The 18,345-nt window shown below is 62.1% G+C and carries 17 protein-coding genes; 11 read left to right on the top strand and 6 right to left on the bottom strand.

Annotated features, from left to right (window positions below; genetic code table 11):
- The first annotated feature begins 11 nt into the window (after positions 1-11).
- The 5 genes from ACJMKZ_RS17530 (at position 12) to ACJMKZ_RS17510 (ending at position 6,362) form a co-directional block, all read left to right on the top strand.
- Positions 12-1,292, top strand: a complete 1,281-nt coding sequence (locus ACJMKZ_RS17530; protein WP_405234514.1) for a sialidase family protein — start codon at positions 12-14, stop codon at positions 1,290-1,292.
- A 99-nt stretch (positions 1,293-1,391) separates the two neighbouring features.
- Positions 1,392-3,503, top strand: a complete 2,112-nt coding sequence (locus ACJMKZ_RS17525) for a carbohydrate binding family 9 domain-containing protein (protein WP_405234513.1) — start codon at positions 1,392-1,394, stop codon at positions 3,501-3,503.
- 16 nt (positions 3,504-3,519) lie between these two features.
- Positions 3,520-4,452, top strand: coding sequence for a hypothetical protein (locus tag ACJMKZ_RS17520; protein ID WP_405234512.1), 933 nt, complete (start codon positions 3,520-3,522; stop codon positions 4,450-4,452).
- 474 nt (positions 4,453-4,926) lie between these two features.
- Positions 4,927-5,925 (top strand): alpha/beta hydrolase, encoded by a 999-nt coding sequence (locus tag ACJMKZ_RS17515; RefSeq protein WP_405234511.1) that lies wholly within the window; start codon positions 4,927-4,929, stop codon positions 5,923-5,925.
- Positions 5,926-5,948: 23 nt separating this feature from the next.
- Positions 5,949-6,362 carry a YybH family protein gene (locus ACJMKZ_RS17510; RefSeq protein WP_405234510.1) on the top strand — a complete coding sequence of 138 codons (414 nt, stop codon included), beginning with the start codon at positions 5,949-5,951 and terminating at the stop codon, positions 6,360-6,362.
- A gap of 68 nt (positions 6,363-6,430) precedes the next feature.
- On the opposite strand, the gene ACJMKZ_RS17505 is transcribed toward ACJMKZ_RS17510, so the two are convergent.
- The 3 genes from ACJMKZ_RS17505 to ACJMKZ_RS17495 are packed head-to-tail and all read right to left on the bottom strand — an operon-like array spanning position 6,431 to position 8,765.
- On the bottom strand, positions 6,431-7,456 hold the full coding sequence (locus ACJMKZ_RS17505; protein ID WP_405234509.1) for an alpha/beta hydrolase family esterase: 1,026 nt from the start codon (positions 7,454-7,456) through the stop codon (positions 6,431-6,433).
- On the bottom strand, positions 7,453-7,947 hold the full coding sequence (locus tag ACJMKZ_RS17500; RefSeq protein WP_405234508.1) for an SRPBCC family protein: 495 nt from the start codon (positions 7,945-7,947) through the stop codon (positions 7,453-7,455). Before ACJMKZ_RS17500 ends, ACJMKZ_RS17505 begins: the two co-directional genes overlap by 4 nt.
- Positions 7,944-8,765: a methyltransferase family protein gene (locus ACJMKZ_RS17495; RefSeq protein WP_405234507.1), complete on the bottom strand. Its 822-nt coding sequence runs from the start codon at positions 8,763-8,765 to the stop codon at positions 7,944-7,946. The genes ACJMKZ_RS17500 and ACJMKZ_RS17495 overlap by 4 nt, the downstream gene beginning before the upstream one ends.
- A 93-nt stretch (positions 8,766-8,858) precedes the next feature.
- On the opposite strand from ACJMKZ_RS17495, the gene ACJMKZ_RS17490 reads away from it, so the two are divergent.
- Entirely contained in the window at positions 8,859-9,863 is a 1,005-nt protein-coding gene (locus ACJMKZ_RS17490) for a GlxA family transcriptional regulator (RefSeq protein WP_405234506.1), read from the top strand.
- Positions 9,864-10,119: 256 nt separating this feature from the next.
- Here ACJMKZ_RS17490 and ACJMKZ_RS17485 read toward each other — a convergent pair whose 3' ends face one another.
- Positions 10,120-11,028, bottom strand: a complete 909-nt coding sequence (locus ACJMKZ_RS17485) for a M23 family metallopeptidase (RefSeq protein WP_405234505.1) — start codon at positions 11,026-11,028, stop codon at positions 10,120-10,122.
- Positions 11,029-11,173: 145 nt separating this feature from the next.
- On the opposite strand from ACJMKZ_RS17485, the gene ACJMKZ_RS17480 reads away from it, so the two are divergent.
- The 5 genes from ACJMKZ_RS17480 to ACJMKZ_RS17460 all read left to right on the top strand — a co-directional run bounded on the left by ACJMKZ_RS17480 (position 11,174) and on the right by ACJMKZ_RS17460 (position 15,268).
- The gene (locus ACJMKZ_RS17480) at positions 11,174-11,992 is read left to right on the top strand and encodes an MBL fold metallo-hydrolase (RefSeq protein WP_405234504.1); all 819 of its coding nucleotides are present in this window, start codon (positions 11,174-11,176) and stop codon (positions 11,990-11,992) included.
- A 16-nt stretch (positions 11,993-12,008) separates the two neighbouring features.
- Complete coding sequence (locus ACJMKZ_RS17475) at positions 12,009-13,562, top strand: phytoene desaturase family protein (RefSeq protein ID WP_405234503.1); 1,554 nt, start codon at positions 12,009-12,011, stop codon at positions 13,560-13,562.
- A gap of 196 nt (positions 13,563-13,758) precedes the next feature.
- A complete protein-coding gene (locus ACJMKZ_RS17470; RefSeq protein WP_405234502.1) occupies positions 13,759-14,430 on the top strand; it encodes a hypothetical protein in 672 nt (223 codons plus the stop codon).
- Between the two features lie 309 nt (positions 14,431-14,739).
- On the top strand, positions 14,740-14,985 hold the full coding sequence (locus tag ACJMKZ_RS17465; protein ID WP_405234501.1) for a type II toxin-antitoxin system ParD family antitoxin: 246 nt from the start codon (positions 14,740-14,742) through the stop codon (positions 14,983-14,985).
- A complete protein-coding gene (locus ACJMKZ_RS17460; RefSeq protein WP_405234500.1) occupies positions 14,978-15,268 on the top strand; it encodes a type II toxin-antitoxin system RelE/ParE family toxin in 291 nt (96 codons plus the stop codon). Before ACJMKZ_RS17465 ends, ACJMKZ_RS17460 begins: the two co-directional genes overlap by 8 nt.
- A 526-nt stretch (positions 15,269-15,794) precedes the next feature.
- Here the strand turns inward: ACJMKZ_RS17460 and ACJMKZ_RS17455 are convergent.
- Both ACJMKZ_RS17455 and ACJMKZ_RS17450 read right to left on the bottom strand, forming a co-directional pair.
- The gene (locus ACJMKZ_RS17455; RefSeq protein WP_405234499.1) at positions 15,795-16,490 is read right to left on the bottom strand and encodes an outer membrane beta-barrel protein; all 696 of its coding nucleotides are present in this window, start codon (positions 16,488-16,490) and stop codon (positions 15,795-15,797) included.
- A 375-nt stretch (positions 16,491-16,865) separates the two neighbouring features.
- The gene (locus ACJMKZ_RS17450) at positions 16,866-18,263 is read right to left on the bottom strand and encodes an aspartate aminotransferase family protein (protein ID WP_405234498.1); all 1,398 of its coding nucleotides are present in this window, start codon (positions 18,261-18,263) and stop codon (positions 16,866-16,868) included.
- Positions 18,264-18,345 lie beyond the last annotated feature (82 nt).

Genomic DNA, 18,345 nt, shown 5'->3' with positions numbered 1-18,345 from the left:
CAGATCGTCGGATGGTTAACCTCGCGGTGTTTCCGATCGCCCTCGCTCTATTGACCGGCAGTGCCGGAGCGTCGATACGATTTGCAGCACCGGTAACCCTGCTCGGTGGGGATCTGCGTCAGCCCGTCACTGAGCCGAGGGCCGCGGTCAGTCCCGCGGATTCGTCCCATGTAGTGATAGCCGCGATTCTCGCACCGGTGATAACGGATGACGATTGGGACTGTGTCGTCTTCACGAGCCGGGACGGCGGCACCGGCTGGCACCGGCAGCGGCTCGGCATCGATCGCTGCATCGACCCGTGGGTCGCCTTCGCGGATGAGGACACGGTGGAGTTTGCCGGCATCACCATCTCGCGGGACCAGACAGACAGTGATCCGCTCGACCTGGTGCTCGCCCGCTCCCTCGACGGTGGCGAGACGTGGTCCGAGGCTCGCGTGGTGCGTCGACGTTTCGAGCATCCTATCCTGCAGGCCTTCGCCGATAACATCGTGCTCTACGGGCGCCACCACGCAATCGGCGAAGATGGTTCGGCATTGCATGTCCTGGAGCTTCTACAGACCGGTGATTCGGACCCTGCGGTGCATCCGGTTGTCGAAGCGAGTGCCGCTAACTCGCGGCTGATGGGGACCGGTCTCGCCGTACATGGCGACCACGGACTCTACGCAGGCTATTTCGATTACGGCACAGGTGACGCGAGTGACGAATCGCGGCGCGGTGAGGCCTGGGGCGTCGCACTGAAGGATGGTCAGACGACGTCGGCCCCGGTCCGCATTACCGGAGCCTGTGCCGGCGCGCGAACCGACGCGCCGCTATTCCCCGGCTACCCGTTTCTCACCGGTGCCGCCGATCACCTGTATCACGCCTGCATCGCGCCCGACCATGCGGGTCTGCTGTTCAGCCGCTCCGCCGACGGTGGGGACTGGTCAGAAGCTGTTCGACTCGACGACATGCCCGACGGCTTCCTCGCGCTCACGCCAATGCTGGCCGCTGCAGAGAACGGCGCAGTACTGGCGGGGTGGCAGGAGCGCGACCCCGAAAGCGGCTGTCAGCGTCTCGTACTGCGGGCGTCCCTGGACCACGGCGAGACGTTCGGACCGCAGGTCATACCAAGGAAAGAACTCTCATGCCCGCTGACCGAAGCTAACGGACGTGCCGGCAGGAGCTGGCCAGGCGGCGGCGACTATTCAGGCATCGCGGTCGATGCCCGCGGGCGATTTCATGTGGTCTGGGCGGCGACACACCGGGAACGGTATCGCGTCGCCTACACGATCATCGAGGTGATCGACGAATGAGAACCGTCACCGGCCTGGCGGAGGGCCTGCGGCCGGCAGGGCTCATGATCGAAGACCGGGTCAGCGTACCGGATCTTCCGGCCGGAGGGTGAGCTCCCAATGTCGGTCACGCTCGCCACCATCACCCTGGCCTCCCTGCCTGCGGCGTTCGAACCGCCGCGAACGAAGCCCTTCCGACTGGAGAATGTCGAGCCGCCTTCGATAGACGGCTACCTGGACGACGAGGCGTGGCAGAAAGCACCCCGGATCGACGCCTTTCATCAGATCCAGCCCACCGACGGAGGTAAACCCAGCGAGCGCACGGAGGTACAGATCGCCTACGACCGTGAGCACATCTACGTCGCAGTGAGAGCTTACGACAGTGAAGTGGAAGGGCTGGTGGCCAAAGGCATGATCCACGGCCAGACGTTCTTCTCCGACGATCGCTTCGAGGTACGGTTCGACACTTTCAACGATCGTCGCAATGCCTACTTCTTCCAGGTGAACCCCAACGGCATCCGCCGTGAGGCCCTGGTCGGCAACGACTATTTCATCGAGGAATGGGACACCGTCTGGCACGCGGAAGCACAGGTTCAGGACTGGGGCTGGAGTGCTGAACTCGCCATCCCCCTGAAATCGATCGCCTTCGATCCCGGCACGAGTACGTGGGGCCTGAACTTCTCCCGCGTCTACCCCCGCCGCGGCGAGGAGATGTCCTGGTCGTCGCGCGAACGCAATCTGGCACCCGCGGTGTCCGGCTACGCCGACGGTCTGGTGGCCCTGCATCAGGGTGTGGGTCTCGAACTCGTGCCTTCGCTGACCACCACCTGGCGCGACACCGTCGACAGCGATCCGCACTTCGATTTCGACCCTTCACTCACCGGCTTCTACAACATCACCCCGTTTCTCACCGCCGGACTCACGTTCAACACGGACTTCTCGGCCACGGAGGTCGACGAGCAACGCGTGAATCTCACTCGATTCTCACTATTCTTTCCGGAGAAACGGGACTTCTTCCTCCGTGACGCGAGCATATTCGAATTTGGAAATCTGGACGTAAACGGCCGGCCTTTCTTCTCGCGGCGTATCGGTCTCGATGCCGACGGCAGACCGCTCGACATTGACGCCGGCGCGAAGCTGTCGGGGCGAGCCGGCGCGTGGAACCTCGGAGCTCTTGCGATCCGGCAGCAGCCCGGACAACCCGACGCCGACGATACGCTGTTCGTCGGCCGCGCCACGCGGAACGTATTCGGTGAATCGGAAGTCGGAGTCATCGTCACGCACGGAGACCCGGTCAGCGCCGCGGACAATCACCTGATCGGCGCCGATTTCTCGTATCGCAGCACCGGGTTCCTGGGCGACCGGCGATTCCAGGCGGACGCGTGGTACCAACGCTCCGATACCGAGGGCACGGAGGGAAACGAGCAGGCCTTCGGTCTGCGCCTCGACTATCCCAATGACCGTATCGAAGGCTTCGTCGACTGGCGGCGCCTTGAGGCGAACTTCAACCCCGGCCTCGGCTTCGCAAACCGCCGCGGCATCGATCAGATCGACACCCAGTGGCGCTACCGTCACCGATCAGGAGACGGTTTCTGGCAATGGCTGGGTGCGCGTGTACAGCTATTCCGCAGCGATCGGATGGACGGCGGGTTGCAGTCCGAGGCGTGGTTTTTGAATATCTTCGAGGGCGTGTCGAGTGGGAACGACTTCTTCACGATATTCACCGGCCAGGAGACAGAGGGTCTGGAGCAGCCCTTCGAGATCATCGAGGGCATCACGGTTCCGCCGGGACGATACGCGGCCGACCGTTATGGCTTCTTCGTCGAGACCGGACGACAACGCCCTCTGGCGCTGACCCTCGAAGTCGTGGACGGCGGATTCCTGAACGGCGACTCGACATTGATCGCGCCGACAGTGGAATGGCGACCCAACCGGCACGTCATGGCGAGTCTCGGCTGGCAGCAGGATCGCATACGCCTGCCGGCCGGCAGTTTCACGAGTCGCGTTGCGCGTGCGCGACTGAACGTCGCATTCAGCCCGGAATGGGCGTGGCTGAGCCTGATACAGGGCGACAATATTACCGATACGATCACACTGAACAGCCGTCTTCGTTTCGAGCCGCGTGCCGGTTGGCGATTTTTTCTCATCCTGAATCACGGCTGGGACAACGATAACGACCGAACCCGCGACGTCTCGATCGCATTGAAAGCCGTGGTGAATCTACGTCTCTGATGTATTGCTGACCGCCATGGCAGGGGGCATCGCTGACAATCAGCCGAAGTCGGATCTGTTGAGGCTGGAAGCGTTGACAGGTGCATGGGAAACGGAACGCGTGGAGTCTCTCGCACCTGATGGCACAGTGGATCGTGTCTCCCCCGCCCGCGCCCACAACGGCTTTCAGCTCGACGGCCGTGTATTCGTCCACCGCGGCTGGCTGCTCGATCCTGCAATCGAGACGATAGGCTGGTATTTCATCGATCCTTCGGACGGCCGCCTCCACTGGTCGACAGTTGAGAGCAGCGGGCGCCATGATGAATTCGTCGGTGGCTGGCAGGACGGCAGACTGGTCATGGTGAACGTGCCGCAGTCTTCTGCCGATCCACAGAGATTCCGTATGACGCACTTCGAGATCACCGGGAACTCATATCTGGAGACGCTGGAGGTATCGGAGGACGGCGGCATTTCATGGCGGGTGACGAGCCGACAGGTGATGCGCAGGACAAGTGCGTCAAACCTGCTCGCGGCGTTAGGCCGTTATGTCGGACGATGGCGTTCGGATGAGAAGACCACCGGCTCCGGCGCGAAACAGCATTTCATGCTGGACCTGACATGGGTGGACGCGCACCGGACTATCACGCGCGTCACGATTAGCCAGGTCGACGCCGACGGCAACGTGACAACGGTCTTCGAGGGATACAAGGGTCGAGAGCCCTCAGGCAGCGGCATCTACTATCACGCCGCGAGCCCGCCCGGCCGAGGCAGCCGTGGCAAGGTCGTGATCGAACAGGACCGTCTCGTCACGGTCTACGACGGATGGACCGCAGGTGGAGACACCGTGCGGATCCGGGACGTATTCGAACCGGTACGCGCCGACCGTTTTTCGTCACGCACCTGTCTGCGACGACCCGGGGAGGTGGGGTGGCGCCTGATCGCCGAGGATCAATGGACGAAGGTCGAGTAGGATGCCGTACCAGACGATGGATCCGGTCATGGTCACGTGTAGATCATGCCATCAGCAAAGCGGTGCTCCCTGGCTAATTCCGCCGGCGGGCCACGGTTCTCGTGCCCTCGATGAGTACGGCTAAAGCGAGTCGCCAATCTGCCTGGTGCACATAAGACCGAGTGCGACATTGGTGCGACCCAGCAATACACTGAATTCGTAAGCGGCTGATCCTACATCGCAATTCCGATTCCATCCGTTCAATCCATCATCGGCGCAACCTGCATTTCTCGGCGATGTGGGTCATTATTTATGTGGCTCATGGAAGGAATGTCATAGAAATGCGCGACGATGATTCTATAGCCGGGATTCTGCTCTCGCCGATTCCTATCTCGCAGCGCCGAGCGGACCGGTCGCTGCGCATTCCGCTATAGTCAGCGTTTGTGGTCCGGTCGCCATTCGCGGCAAGGCCTTCTGCTTCTCCGGAGCGCTATCATGAAGACTCGTCATTTGCTTGCCGCATCCTCTGAACGGCCCGGATTGTCTCGGCGGGCAGTTCTGCAAGGATCACTCGGTCTCGCATCACTTGCACTCGTGCCCCCCGCGAACGCGGAAAGCGCGGCCGATCCCCACGTCTGGGGTGGTATGACTCAGGAAGAACTTGATAGGGCATATTCTCAGGGTCCGTGGGCACCGAACTGGTCCGAGATATGGGAACGCTACTCGGAGAACAGCGAAAGAGCCCGTAAGCGCCTGGGTGAACCCCGACAGCTCCGTTTCGGTGAGACACCAGATGAGACGCTGGATTTATATCCAGCAGACGGATCGAATTTGCCTGTTCATATCTTCGTTCATGGGGGGGCCTGGTTTACAGGCGACTCCAGGCGGCACGGGTTCCTTGCTGAGACGTTTGTAAATGCAGGTGCCCACTTCATCGCGGTGAACTACTCGTCCGTCGACGATACCGGAGGGAGTTTGCTGCCACTTGCCGATCAGGTCCGAAGAGCCGTTCGCTGGGTTTTCATGAACGCCGATTCCTTCGGCGCCGACAAGCAGCGAATACATATTTCGGACCATTCTTCCGGCGCTCACCTCGCCGCCGTTGCGATGACAACCGATTGGCAAGGACAATTCAACTTGCCGCAGGACATCATCAAAGGTGGGCTACTATGCAGCGGCATGTACGATCTCGAGCCCGTCAGCCTATTGGATCGAAGAGAGTATGTACGCTTCGACCGCGAGACAGTCGAAGACCTCAGCCCTCAGCGTCATCTCGACTACCTCGCTGCCCCGATCATCGTCACGTACGGCACTCTCGAGAGTCCTGAATTTCAGCGGCAGTCGCGGGATTTCTCGACTGCAGTCAACAAGCAAGGCAAGGACGTAAACCTCATTGCTGCGGAGAACTACAATCATTTCGAGATTATCGAGACGCTTGCGAACCCATATGGGCTGTTGGGGTTCCCGGCACTGCAGCAGATGGGCCTGGCCTGAATCGGCTGGACTCAACGTGCGAGATGACTCGCATGACTAATTGGCTCGACGGATCTCACACTGCACCCAAGTTCGCCGCCCCTGACCCGGGCGCTCTGGCCATTTGGTATGTCAACTGCCTCGGATTCCCGAAGCATGCAATCTACGAGTCCGGCCCCTACGCTATTCGACAAATAATCGAAAAGTGGGTCGATTGTTTCAATAGAGCGGACGCGGATGCAATCGCTGATTGTTACTCGAAGGATGCGACAAACCATCAAGTTGTTCGAGATCCCGTTGTCGGTCGAGAGGCAATACGAGAGATGTTTGCCAGAGAATTCGCCAAAGCGACGATGGTCTGCCAAATTGAGAATATCTTTCAGGATGGCGAATGGGGAATTCTTGAATGGGTCGATCCGAATGGGCTCCGCGGCTATGGTCACCGCTGTCAAAAGTAGCTCAACTGCTGGTCGCCAAAACAGAACGTTTTCGCGCCCAGGAGCCAGGATCAATAGGAAGAGCCAATTCAATCGCGAGTTGGATTGACTGTTCCCGGACCTCGGTTGATGTGGCGCGCGAAGAACTCCCAGACAGCCCGGGCGCCATCGATGTCACGGGCGGTACGACCGACCACCTGCTGCGGAAAGGCTGCATGCGGATGGGGCAGGCTGTGGCCGCCGCCAGCGACGCTCATCAACGCGACAGTCGCCTCCGGCGGCTCGCCCCAGCTCTCGATCGTCACATGGCTACCGTCACCGGGATCCCGATCGGGGTATTCGGTCACCTCCGGGGCATCCGTCAGCACGGCGAGCGTACGCAGATACGCCGCCGTCGCGGCGGCCGACTGCACCCGGCCCCGCGGCGCACCGTCCGGGGCACGAACCTCGCCGCCCGCCCACGGATTGATCGGGTCCTCGGTCCCGCTAACGATCATCATCGACACCGGCGCGCTGCCGTCGAGACAGTCGAGTTCGTCCGGCACCGGCAGGTGTGCGCCGATGGCAGCGTAGGCGTCGTATCGACGCGGCGTCTCCAGCGCCAGCCGGAACACCATGTGCCCGCCGTTCGAGTAGCCGACGACGAACACCGCCGCCAGCCGCCGGCCGACCCTCGATCTCGCGCGCTCACGGACGGCCTCCAGGAATGCCGCGTCGTCGACGCCGGCGAGCGCTCGATGATAGGGGGCGCGGGCGCGGCAGTCATTCCACTGGCCGCCCAGCGCATCGGGGTAGGCGAGGACGAAACCGTGTTCGCGGGCTAGGGCATCGAAAGCGGCAGACGTGAGGCGACGGAAGCGTTCGCCATCTCCCCCCGAGCCGTGCAATGCGATCACGAGCGCGGGTTCCGCCGCTAGATTCCCGGGGATGACGTATCGCACCGTGCGGGTCAGACCCTGCACGCGCAGCGTCTCGGTCGGCAGCGGATTCCGATACCCGTCCGTCGCAGACCCCGCCGATGCGGTCACACAGAGGAAGTTGCCCGCCATCCAGAAAATGAGCGCCGGCGCGATGAGCCACGCCCGTACGCCTGCCCATGATCTTCTGTCGGTCACGACGCCGCTCCCGACGTCTCCGCCGAAACGAGCATGCGTCCGGTACTCAGATAGTGGTTCAGCCGCCTCTCCCATTCCTCCATGAACCCGCGGTAGTAATCTTCGGTGAACGAGCCGACGAGTTGGTCCCCGGCCGGCCCTAGGCTCGTGTGCCGGTAGGTCACCGTCGCGGCCGAGCCATCGCCGTGGGGGACCACTTCGATGGTGAGCCGGCAGACCGTCACCCCGGGCGCAACCCGAACCATCTCAACGGCGCAGACTCCAGGATCATGACGGGTGATCACCCAGACGGCCTCGCTATCCCCTTCGGCAGTCGTGAAGACGCAGTTCGGCTCGGCCAGGCCGCTCTCGCTCAGCACCTGCCGCGGCGCCCAGCCCTCGATCCAGTCCGCCTCGCGTACGGGACAGAGCAGCGGGAAGACCTCGGAGGGCGGCGCAACGAGGCGCTGGATGTAGCTGCGTGCGATTCGGTTGGGAGGCTTGATGTTCATCCGTTGATCTCCTGAGGTTGACTGGAAATATCGTCGGTGGCGGACCGGCCTGCGGCAGGAACGCGCCCAGGAACGAAGGCCGGCACGCGCTGGCGGTAGCGGCGATAGTCGTCGCCCAGCTCGGCCACGAGGTCGGCCTCCTCGTGCGGCGTGGCCGCCAGCACGTAGGACGCCGTCCCGAGCGCGAAGACGAGTTGACCCGCTGTCATGTGCGGCGTGAGCCAAGGCGCGACCATCCAGCCGAGACCGATGGGATGGCGCACGACGGCGTACAGCCAGCGTGCCGCGAACCCGGTGCCACGGCCAACGCGGCCTTGGAAACGGTCGTAGGCCTGGCGCAGCCCGAAGAACTCGAGGTGGCCGAAATGGAAGGTGGCCAGGAACATCATCCCGAAGACGCCGAGATAGGCAGCCGCGATCGCGGCGCCGGCGACGCCGCCTTCCACCTCCCAGAGCGTTACCGGAATCGGCCGCCAGAACAGGACGAGCAACGCCGTAGTGACCGCCGTCATATAGAGGTAGGTCGCCCGTTCCATCGACGGCGGCACGATCCGCGTCCACCATGCCTTGAAGCGACGCCGCGCAGTAATCGAGTGATGGAGCCCGAACAGGGCGATCAGCCCGGCGTCCACCCCGAGCGCGAGCCAGAGCGGACCCTCAGGTCCGTCGTTGATGCCCTTCGGCACGCCCCGGTCCGCAATGAAGCCGATCAGGTAGGCGATGTTCGCGAGCGCCAAAAGGTAGGCAACCGCGCCGTATAGTAAAATTCCCGTCCTTGCCAGCATGATCCTTTCCGAATTAGGGAAGCTGGCCGCCATTCTCCGCAGCGGGGGCGAAGCGTGAAGAGGCGATACGAACAGAATCGGGCCGATCGCGCCACAGAGAGTCGAAATCCGGTCGGCAAGCCCAGAGTGGCCCTGCTCGCGGTACCCTCCGCGCACGCGAGCGCGCTGTTCGGCGCGCTGGACATCTTCAGCACCGCGGGCGTGCGCCTCGGCGGCGGGGGTATGGACGGCGCCCCGGGCCTGGAGACGGTCATTGTCGCGGCGGGCCGCAAGCCCGTGACCGGCTGGCACGGCGTTCTGATCCATCCGGCTGCCGCCGTGCACGAGGCCGACAACTTCGACGCGGTCTTCGTCCCATCGCTGGGCGAGCCGACCGGCGATATGCCGCCCCACGACGACTCGGTGCTGGAATGGCTCCGGCAACAATACGCCGCGGGAGCGGTGATCGCGGCTGCATGTTCAGGCGTGGCAGTCCCCGCTGCCGCCGGCCTGCTCGACGGCCAGGTCGCCACCTCGCACTGGGCCTACGCCGGGGAGCTCAGGCGCCGCTACCCCGGAATCCGCGTGCAACCCGAGCGCGCGCTGGTCCCGAGCGGCGAGGGCCACCGGCTGGTGACGGCCGGCGGCGGCTCGCTCTGGACGGAACTCGTCCTCTATCTTATTGCGCGCCTGCTGGGCCAGGAGGCGGCCGTCGCTTCGTCGAAACTCTATCTGGTGGACTGGTCACGGGAGAGCCAGTTGCCCTATGCCTGTCTCGAGGAACGGCTGCAGCACGCCGATTCCATCGTGCGCGCCGCACAGAAGTTCATCGGTGAACATCTCACGGAGTGCGACGTCCTGGCCCGCAGCCGCGAGACGAGCGGGCTGGCCCAGCGCACCTTCGAGCGTCGCTTCCGCGCCGCGGCCGGCGTCACGCCGCTGCGTTATCTGCAACAGCTGCGAGTGGAGTACGCCAAGGAACTGCTGGAGCGTACGGATCGCCCGGCCGAGGACATCGCCGACGCGGTCGGCTACAGTGATCCGGCTTCCTTCCGCCGTCTGTTCGTTCGGCTGGTGGGCGTAACGCCGGCGCAGTACCGGCGTCGGTTCGGTGGCGACTTTTCTCTCCGCGCTGCCCAACCGAGCCGATAACTCAAGGTCGCACGAGGCATTCGCATCAATGCAGGCACTATATCTGCACAATGCACAATCCTGCTCGGCGTCGACTCCCGGTAGACGGCGCATTGCGGGTTGCCGGACGACTTTCAACTCCCGACGGGAGCCTTGTCGTCTCCGGCTTTGAAACAGGCGGGCATCCCGTCGTGAGATGTGAGCAATTATTCATGTGGCTATTCTGGCGTGAAAATTATCCGGACGCGCCCCTCGACTCTTGGAGAAGTAGGATATCTCATGGATATACACGATCATCCCTCACGAGGCTGTTGGTCGACAACACTCGCTCATCAAACACGAGACCGATTCCTTTGCTGTTCCTCTTCGCCTCGATATGCAGGTGGGGCTCCATTGAGTTTCCGGAACTGCCCACCTTGGCCAGAAGCTCTCCCTGGGCGACTCTTTGACCAGCTCTGACCCGGATACTGTCCCGTCGCAGGTGCGCGAGCAGCACGTCGATGCCCGAGCAAGACAGGACGATGTAATTTCCTTCCGGACGTCCTACATCCGGCTCACCAGGGCGATTGTCCGGCAGACCATCTCGCATGTTCCGGATACTTCCCGCACAAGGGCTACGAAGCTGTTCACCAAAGATCATATAGTCGGTTAATTCTCGCGGCGCGATGCCGTTGGCGCGGTTTCCGAAGGCGTTGAGCTTGACAATATCCAGCGCGTGACTGCTGTCTGCAAGGACATGAAACGGATTTGTCGCGAAGCTCTGACCACCCTGCAGCACGTAAAAGCTACCGCTCGCGAGCGGGAATGACACGCCAAGCGACTCCGCGCGATAGTAATGTGGACTGACGGCTGACAGGTTCAGCCCGACAAACAGCAAGAGCAAGATCACCGAGGGAGCGCGGCTGCTGATGTTGCTCGCATGGACAAGGAGGAGTCTACGCGTGGTCCTCCAGTACGAGTAACAGCAGACGGCAGCAAAGATGCCGAGCAATATGAATCGAAGATAGTAGCTGGTAAATGCCCACGGCGCCGCAAGATAAGCAAAGACCGTGATGCTCGACGCCGCCATTGTCCGAATAGCCCAAGCAGATCGGCTTCGGTATCGACCAGAAAGCTGCCAATAGATCGCGATCGCCGAAAGGACGAGTGGGTATGCGGCTAGTAGGATTGCCAGGCACTCATTCATCTGTAGATCTCGCATTTCGACGCCGGGTCCCGAACACATCCTCGACTCCTCCCACCACGGTCGAGGGTACCGCAACCGGGTTCGAAGGCACGCCGTCTTCCGGTTAGCCGCCGTCAGTACAACCCATAATTGACGGATTCCAGCAATGGCCGAGACTGGAGATGGAGTAGTGTCAGTGAAGATCACCCATTACTTGTACAACGCATTTCTCGTCGAAGCGGGCGGCGCAAGAATCGTAATCGATCCTGGTCAGAACCTCTGGATCTTCGCCCTCCGTAGTCTGATCCCGAAAGAACTGTGGTCCACGGTTACTCATATCGTAATCACGCACGGCGATCCCGACCATCACTGGCAGTCGGACCGCATCGCCGCTGCGTCGGGCGCTCATGTCGTGTGCGGTATCGGACTGACGAGGATGCAGAATGGAGAAACGCTCGTTGTCGATCCGCGTGGTCGGGGGCTCACATCCTGGGTTCCATACGACAACCTGCACCCGCTCCATGTCGGTGAGTCTATTAAGCTTGATGGCGTCACTTTTGAGGCCGTTCGATCCGTGCATGGGCCTATTGCGGTGCCGCTGCTTGGATTCACATACAGGCAGGCGCCCGGCCCGGACGAACGTGTTGGCATCGGTTCGATGGCTTTCCTGGTCACTATCGGGAAGAAATCGGTACTGAATCTCGGTGACTCGCTGCTTCTGACCGATTGGGAGGGTCTGAGACCGACTGTACTCATGCTCCCGATCGGAGGATTCGGCCAGAATACCTGGACGATGGATGTCGATGACGCAATCCAGGCGGTCGAGCTTATCGATCCGGAACTGGTCATTCCCTGTCACTACAATGTTCCGTTTCTTTGGAAGAGGAAGTTCGGGGTCGCGGATGACGCGAGGTTCAAACGCGAGGTAGAGGCGCTCGGGAAGAAATGCAGGATTCTCGGAGCTGGTGACGTTGCCACCGTGTAGATCGGGAGGCAATGGTATGAAGAAGCAGACAAACGACAATGGATTCGATGTCATCGTCATAGGCTCTGGCATGGGCGGCATGACGACGGCAGCCGCCCTTTCGCGCCTGGGTCACAGAGTATTGCTGTTGGAGCAGGCGCAGACGATCGGCGGGCTCACACACACATTCTCCCGGGACGGATTCACCTGGGACGTCGGTCTCCACTACTGCGGATTGTTCGGCCACGATCAGTTCGCCGGGCGAATTCTCGACTGGCTCAGCGGCAGGACCATCGAGTTCCGTTCGGTCGGCACGGTCTATGACGTGCTGCACTTTCCGGATGGACTGGACATCTCTGTCGGACGCCCCGCCGACGCATACAAGATGGAACTCAAGGATCGATTCCCCGGCCACGCCGAGGAGATCGACGCGTATTTCGAAGCATTGGCCGCTGCCGAGGACGCCATGCGGGCGGTTAGCACCGAGCGGGCACTCCCCGAACCCTTCCGCGCGGCCCATAGCTGGTGGAACAGGAGAAAGCTCGAGCGGTGGTGTGGCCGCACCACTCACGAGGTGATCGAGGAAATCGTATCCGATCCGCGGCTGGCCGCTGTGTTATCGGCACAATGGGGCACCTATGGTGGCAAACCGACGGAGGCGAGCTTTGCTGTGCACGCACTGATCATGGGCCACTACCTCGAAGGGGCCGCCTATCCCCTTGGCGGCGCCTCGGCGATCGCCGCGGGTCTGGTCCCGGTGATCGAGGCAGCCGGCGGCAGCGCCCGCGCCGGCACACCGGTCAGCGCCATCGTGATCGAGGACGGCAAAGCCGTCGGTGTGCGCACGAGCTCCGGTGAAGAGTTCCGGGCGCCGGTCATCGTCTCGGCTGTCGGAGCCCACGTGACCATTCGGCATTTGCTGTCGGAGGATGTTCGTCAGCAGGAGTGGGCCCGGGAGATAGCCACATTCAAACCCTCGATGTGTCACTTCGAGATCTTCATCGGCTTCGAGGGTGATATCGCCCGACATGGCGCAACGCGAGCAAACCACTGGTTCTACGAGAGCTGGAATACCAACGACGTCATCTGGTCACCGACTGACGACGAGCCGATTCCGTGGATGTTCATCTCGTTTCCGTCGCTCAAGGATCCCATGCACAATCCAGGGCCTTCGAACCGACATACGGGTGAGGCGTTCGTCTGGGCTGAATGGTCCGATGTGGTTGAGTTTGCCGAGGGCGGAACCGAAACACGCGCAGACGAGTGGCGTTCGCTCAAGCAGCACGTCGAAGCGAGGCTCGTAGCGTTCTTCGCTGCAAAGTTCCCGGCGCTCGAACCGCTAATTGTCCACTGTGAGCTCGGCACGCCACTCGCTACTGCCTCTTTCACGGGTCATGAGCAAGGCGGCTTCTACGGTATCGAAACCACACCGCGCCGTCTTCTTTCCGACGCTCTCAATGCGCGGACGCCGGTGCCGGGGTTGTTCCTCTCGGGTCAGGACGTTGCGACGCCAGGCATCGCCGGAGCCCTGCTAGGTGGGATGCTTGGCGCTGCGGCAATAGACCCGCGTGTCTTCAAGAATTTAAGATAAGCGCTTGATGATTAGCCCGACGGAGAACGTCTCAGAGTTTGGTGGCTCGGCTACGTCGGGAAGTGGCCGGGCGATGCCGGCGATTCGGCGCGGAAGCAGCGTGAACCGGCGATGTAAGGCATCTCAGCGGCGCTGGTAGTCCAGGGATTACCTGGGCGGTTGATCTAACCTATCGCTAAGTGTCGGAGTCCGCAGTATGAACGTAGCGCAATCACTTCGCACTGCAGGTGTATTCAGTGTGCTCTCGCTCACGCTGATGCTTCTGGGTACGGCTGTCATCCTCGCGTCATCAGGCACGGCGGCACAGGATCCGTTGGAGACCTTCTCGGACCCGGCAACCTTCACCGCCTTTCTGCAGGCTGCCGACCCGGCATTGCGAACGGCGCTGTTCCTCGATGGATTGTTCGCACTCTGCTATGCCGGGGCGGTCTGTTTCGCGGTCATCGGTTTTCGTGACCGCTGCCCGCCTGCCGCGTGGGCTAGCGGGCTTGCGATTCTCGCCACCATGGTGCTGGATGTATCCGAGAACCTGCTGATGGTGGGCTCGCTCGGTCTCGCCGGCGCGGGGCAGGAAATCACCGGCGAGCGGATCACGCTGCATGTCTTCGTTTCGGGAATGAAACTGCACCTCGCCGCATTCTCGCTGGTTGCATTCACGTTTACGCTGCCCGAGCGAGGGCTCGTCACATGGCTAATCCGCTGGGGTGGCCGGGCGATCATGCCCATCGCCGCGATCCTGTTCGTCACCGACGCTTTCGGCGTGAGCGCAGACGCATCGCTCGGCGTCTTCGTTGCGATGACCGGTGGCTTCGCGCTACAGGCGATCTTGATGTTCCGTGAAGCCCGGGATCAGGCCCAGGCAGGTTGAGAAGGCCCGCCCGGGGCCTTTAGATCGCTCACCGTCCGCTCGTAGCCGGTTGGTTTGGCCCCAATAGCTCGGACCGCCCAGTAAAACCCGGCTTTCTGGACACCGGCCTGCTTGCCCGTAAAGCTGCCTCCACGGCGTCTGAACTTACAGTGAGTCTTTGACCTGAACTCGACCGGGCATCAGATAAACTACCTAGTCGTTCAGGCAGCACGCCGGCCTTCGTCGCGCGATCCAGCTCACGCAGCTGCGTACTCTTTCGTTATGCTATATTGCATCAATCGTATGACGCCGATAGAGGAGTCTTAGTAGATGGCGACAGTACGCAAGACGATCACACTCACGGACGCCCAGGACGATTGGATCAAGGCGCAGGTTGCCAGCGGTGATTACACCAATGACAGCGAGTATCTGCGCGACCTGATCCGGCGGGAGCAGGAAAAGGTCAGTGCCCTGAAAGCCGCCATCGACGAAGGCCTCGCCAGCGGCCCGAGCGACCGCAGTCTCGACGATATCTGGGCCGCGGCGGAGTCTCGATACCGGGCATCGAATGGCTGACTACCGTTTTTCAAAGCGGGCGGCGATGGACCTCGAGGCGATCGCCGAATATACGATCGAGCGATTCGGCATTGAACAGGCGCGACGCTATCGCGACGACCTTGGGACCTGCTTTGAGCAACTGGCGGCCAATGCGAGACTCGGCCGACGCGCCGAGCAGCTCGGGCCTGCCCTGCGCCGCTACGAGCACCGTTCACACATCGTGTTCTACCAGACAACGGATACTGCGATTCTCATCGTCCGTGTCTTGCACTACCGCATGGACGTTACGCGGCACCTTTAGCACGCTGGCGGCCGGCGGCTTTCCCTCCTGGATTCGGCCATCGGGTCTCCGGGCCGCTCCTCCAGATTCTGTGTTCCAACGAAGTACGGGCTTGTCGGTAAATGGCCGCCGGAAAGCGTTGCAACACCGAATTCATGGCAGAACAACCGGAAAATTAGGTGCGACATTGGTGCGTCTTGCCGATAGACTGAATCCGTAAGCTGCTGATCTTACAATGCTAGTCCGATCCCTTCCGTCCAATCCATCATCGGCGCAACCTGTATTACTCGGCGATGTGGGCAATTAGTCATGTGGCTCATGGCAGGAATGTCATGCCGTTGGGATAATTAATTGGATATTTGGACAACGACGACAACCCAACTGGGAGTGCCATGCTCTATCCGGAAGATGTTCTCCCTAAACGCACGGCTTGTATCCTGGGTCCACGGCCTCGAGCGTAAGGCCGATTGCGGGAATATGACCGCTTCCGACAGGGGCTTCGCGGCCATGCTCGCTCAAGTAGGAGAGGCAGCGGGATTGGAAAAACTCAGAACGTGAACCGCACGCCCACGTTCCAGGTGGTGATCTTGCCGAACTCGTAGCCAGTCATCAATGCGATGTCAGGCCGCAAGTACCAGCGGCCGTTCAGGGCGACCAGGGTGTCCGAGTCGAAGGTATCGGAGCCCTTGGTAACGACCTCGCCGACCGACGTGTAGCGCACGTGGCCCTGCAGGTGGAGCACTGGTGTCGCCGCCCAGATCATGCCGACCTCGGCGCCAATACCGTCGTCGTCGACGTCGGCGTCGAGATCGAATCCGGCGACCCGCACATCCTTGAACTCGGCATTGTCAAAGGTGAGCCGCCCGTAGAAGCTCGCTGTCGGCGAGAACGGGTAGGCATAGCCGACACCGATCCGCCACCGCACCACGTCGAAATCACCCTCGACGGTGTCGATGCCGTCCCTGACCTCGAGCTCCTGACCGGTCAAGGAATAATCACCGAACAGGTGCATGTTCTTCGAGAACTGCCACGCGCCACCGATGAAGCCGCCGCCGCCGGCATCGGTCTCGAGATCGAATGTGCCGTTGTCCGTGAACGTCTCGGACTCCTCCACGTCATTGACGAAGCCGGCAATGAAGCCGCCCTCGAGGTAGGTGAAGCTGAAATCCTGTGCCCCTGCAGCCGCCGGCGCGCCCAGCGCGACCACCACGGCAAGCGCGAACATCCTCTGAAAAGTGGACATACAGTCACCCCTGTTTGGGAACTGGCAAATACTGCCGGCCATCACGGCCGGGACTGTGTGAGGCGACCTGTGAGCGACGTCCCGCTGTATACAATACTCCGGGGGGCAGATCGGCAACAAGGCGAAGCTGCCCGATAGGGCATGGGCCAGATCATCGTGCCTGCCATTGTCATGCACCCTGTTGGCCGACACCGAACCAAAGCGACAGTCGATCAGAGGCTGAATCGAAGCAGCGGCGCTTACCAGCGCAGAATTCCTCTTCCCGAGTCGGGTGCAGCGAGGAGCGCATCTTTCAGCGCGCCAGTACGGCAGACTTCTGCGATATCGCTCTGCGCGCCGGTTGACAGGATTTGGATTTCTTGGCCGCCATCGAGCTCAAAAACCGGCCACCCCCGTCGGCCAGGCAGGGCTGTCGCCGTAGTCCTGCCCGTGTCCATCCACCCAGGCGATGGCCTCCTCCATGATCCCGAGCCCTTCGCGCATCACCGCCTCGTCCATGTTCAGCGCCGGATAGAGCCGGATCGAGGACTCGCGATCGCTGATGGCCCAGACGCCGTTGTCCAGCATGCGGCTGCGCACGGCGCGGGCATACCACCAGTCCTTCTCCCCGGAGTCCGGACTCTGGAAACCGACGCCCATGAGCAGCCCGTTGGCGCGTACCTCTTTCACGATGCCGTAGCGCTGCCAGCCCGCCATGATGTCGGCCGCGATCGCACCGAGCCGGGCCGCATGCTCCACGACACCGTCGCGCTCGAAGATCTCCAGTGTCTTCAGGCCGGCGGCACAGCCTGCCGGCGTGCCCGCGAAGGTGGAGCCGCTCACGAAGTCGTCGGCGTCGCCCAGTATCTCGTCGCGCGCCGCGATGCCGGCGCAGGGAGCGATGCCTCCCGAGAGATTCTTGCCGACCACCAGGATGTCCGGCAGCACACCGTAGTGCTCCACCGCCCACATTTTCCCGGTACGGCCGAGGCCGGTCAGCACCTCGTCCACGATCATCAGCCAGCCGTTGCGGTCACAGATCTCGCGGATGCCCTGCAGAAAGTTGCGCGGCGGTATCCAGTTGCCGCCCTCGGCGAGGCCCGGCTCCACCAGCACGGCGGCGATATTGTCGCGGGGCGCAATGCAGCCCGGAATGTGATTGTCCAGATACCAGAGGCAGTACTCTGCGTACTGCCCCGGCTCTATCCCGGCCGGCCGCCTATCGCTGTAAGGATACGGCGCCTTGATGATGCCGCCGTCCCAGGCCTCCAGATAACGCATGGCGCCCGGGTCGTAGCCGCTCATGAGCTTGGTCGCGAGTGCGGAACCATGATAGGCCGAGGCGAAGGTGATGACGTAGCGGCGCTTCGTGTGGGTCAGCGCCAGATACACCGCTGCCTCGGCAGCCTCGGTACCGGACACCTCGTAGCTGAAACGCGGCAGCGCCCGCTCCGGCATGATATCCGCCAGCCGCTCTGCCAGGTCGTAGCGCAGCGGATGGTCATAGTGGAAACCGTAACGGCGATGGGCAGCGTCGACCGCCTCGACCACTTCCGGATGCGCGTTTCCCAGCGGGTTGGTGGCCCAGCCGTTCTGGAAATCGATGTATTTGCGGCCATCCAGGTCCCAGATGAAGTCCCCCGCGGCACGGTCGATCACGATCTGGTTGGCCGCACGGAATCCGCGCAGGCCGGCTTTCTCCATCTCCGCCTCGAACTTCAGGCCGTTGCGGAACAGGGGGATGCCACGCTCGAGCATGCGGCGCGTCTTCGGGCCCGGGAAACGGTCTGACATGTCGGCTACTCCCCTCTTTCTGCCAGAGGGGAGCATAACCGAGACCACCCCGAGCGATCATCCGGGGGGGGGGGGGGGGGGG

This window comes from Lentisalinibacter salinarum, from assembly GCF_040706555.1.
In the GTDB taxonomy this organism is placed as follows: Bacteria; Pseudomonadota; Gammaproteobacteria; order Steroidobacterales; family Woeseiaceae; genus Lentisalinibacter; species Lentisalinibacter salinarum.
This window is presented reverse-complemented; position numbering and strand designations above follow the sequence as displayed.

Coding starts and splice junctions, on each gene's coding strand:
- ACJMKZ_RS17530 (WP_405234514.1), top strand. CDS start 12: ATGGTTAACCTCGCGGTGTTTCCGATCGCCCTCGCTCTATTGACCGGC.
- ACJMKZ_RS17525 (WP_405234513.1), top strand. CDS start 1,392: ATGTCGGTCACGCTCGCCACCATCACCCTGGCCTCCCTGCCTGCGGCG.
- ACJMKZ_RS17520 (WP_405234512.1), top strand. CDS start 3,520: ATGGCAGGGGGCATCGCTGACAATCAGCCGAAGTCGGATCTGTTGAGG.
- ACJMKZ_RS17515 (WP_405234511.1), top strand. CDS start 4,927: ATGAAGACTCGTCATTTGCTTGCCGCATCCTCTGAACGGCCCGGATTG.
- ACJMKZ_RS17510 (WP_405234510.1), top strand. CDS start 5,949: ATGACTCGCATGACTAATTGGCTCGACGGATCTCACACTGCACCCAAG.
- ACJMKZ_RS17500 (WP_405234508.1), bottom strand. CDS start 7,947: ATGAACATCAAGCCTCCCAACCGAATCGCACGCAGCTACATCCAGCGC.
- ACJMKZ_RS17495 (WP_405234507.1), bottom strand. CDS start 8,765: ATGGCGGCCAGCTTCCCTAATTCGGAAAGGATCATGCTGGCAAGGACG.
- ACJMKZ_RS17485 (WP_405234505.1), bottom strand. CDS start 11,028: ATGAATGAGTGCCTGGCAATCCTACTAGCCGCATACCCACTCGTCCTT.
- ACJMKZ_RS17480 (WP_405234504.1), top strand. CDS start 11,174: ATGGCCGAGACTGGAGATGGAGTAGTGTCAGTGAAGATCACCCATTAC.
- ACJMKZ_RS17475 (WP_405234503.1), top strand. CDS start 12,009: ATGAAGAAGCAGACAAACGACAATGGATTCGATGTCATCGTCATAGGC.
- ACJMKZ_RS17470 (WP_405234502.1), top strand. CDS start 13,759: ATGAACGTAGCGCAATCACTTCGCACTGCAGGTGTATTCAGTGTGCTC.
- ACJMKZ_RS17465 (WP_405234501.1), top strand. CDS start 14,740: ATGGCGACAGTACGCAAGACGATCACACTCACGGACGCCCAGGACGAT.
- ACJMKZ_RS17460 (WP_405234500.1), top strand. CDS start 14,978: ATGGCTGACTACCGTTTTTCAAAGCGGGCGGCGATGGACCTCGAGGCG.
- ACJMKZ_RS17455 (WP_405234499.1), bottom strand. CDS start 16,490: ATGTCCACTTTTCAGAGGATGTTCGCGCTTGCCGTGGTGGTCGCGCTG.
- ACJMKZ_RS17450 (WP_405234498.1), bottom strand. CDS start 18,263: ATGTCAGACCGTTTCCCGGGCCCGAAGACGCGCCGCATGCTCGAGCGT.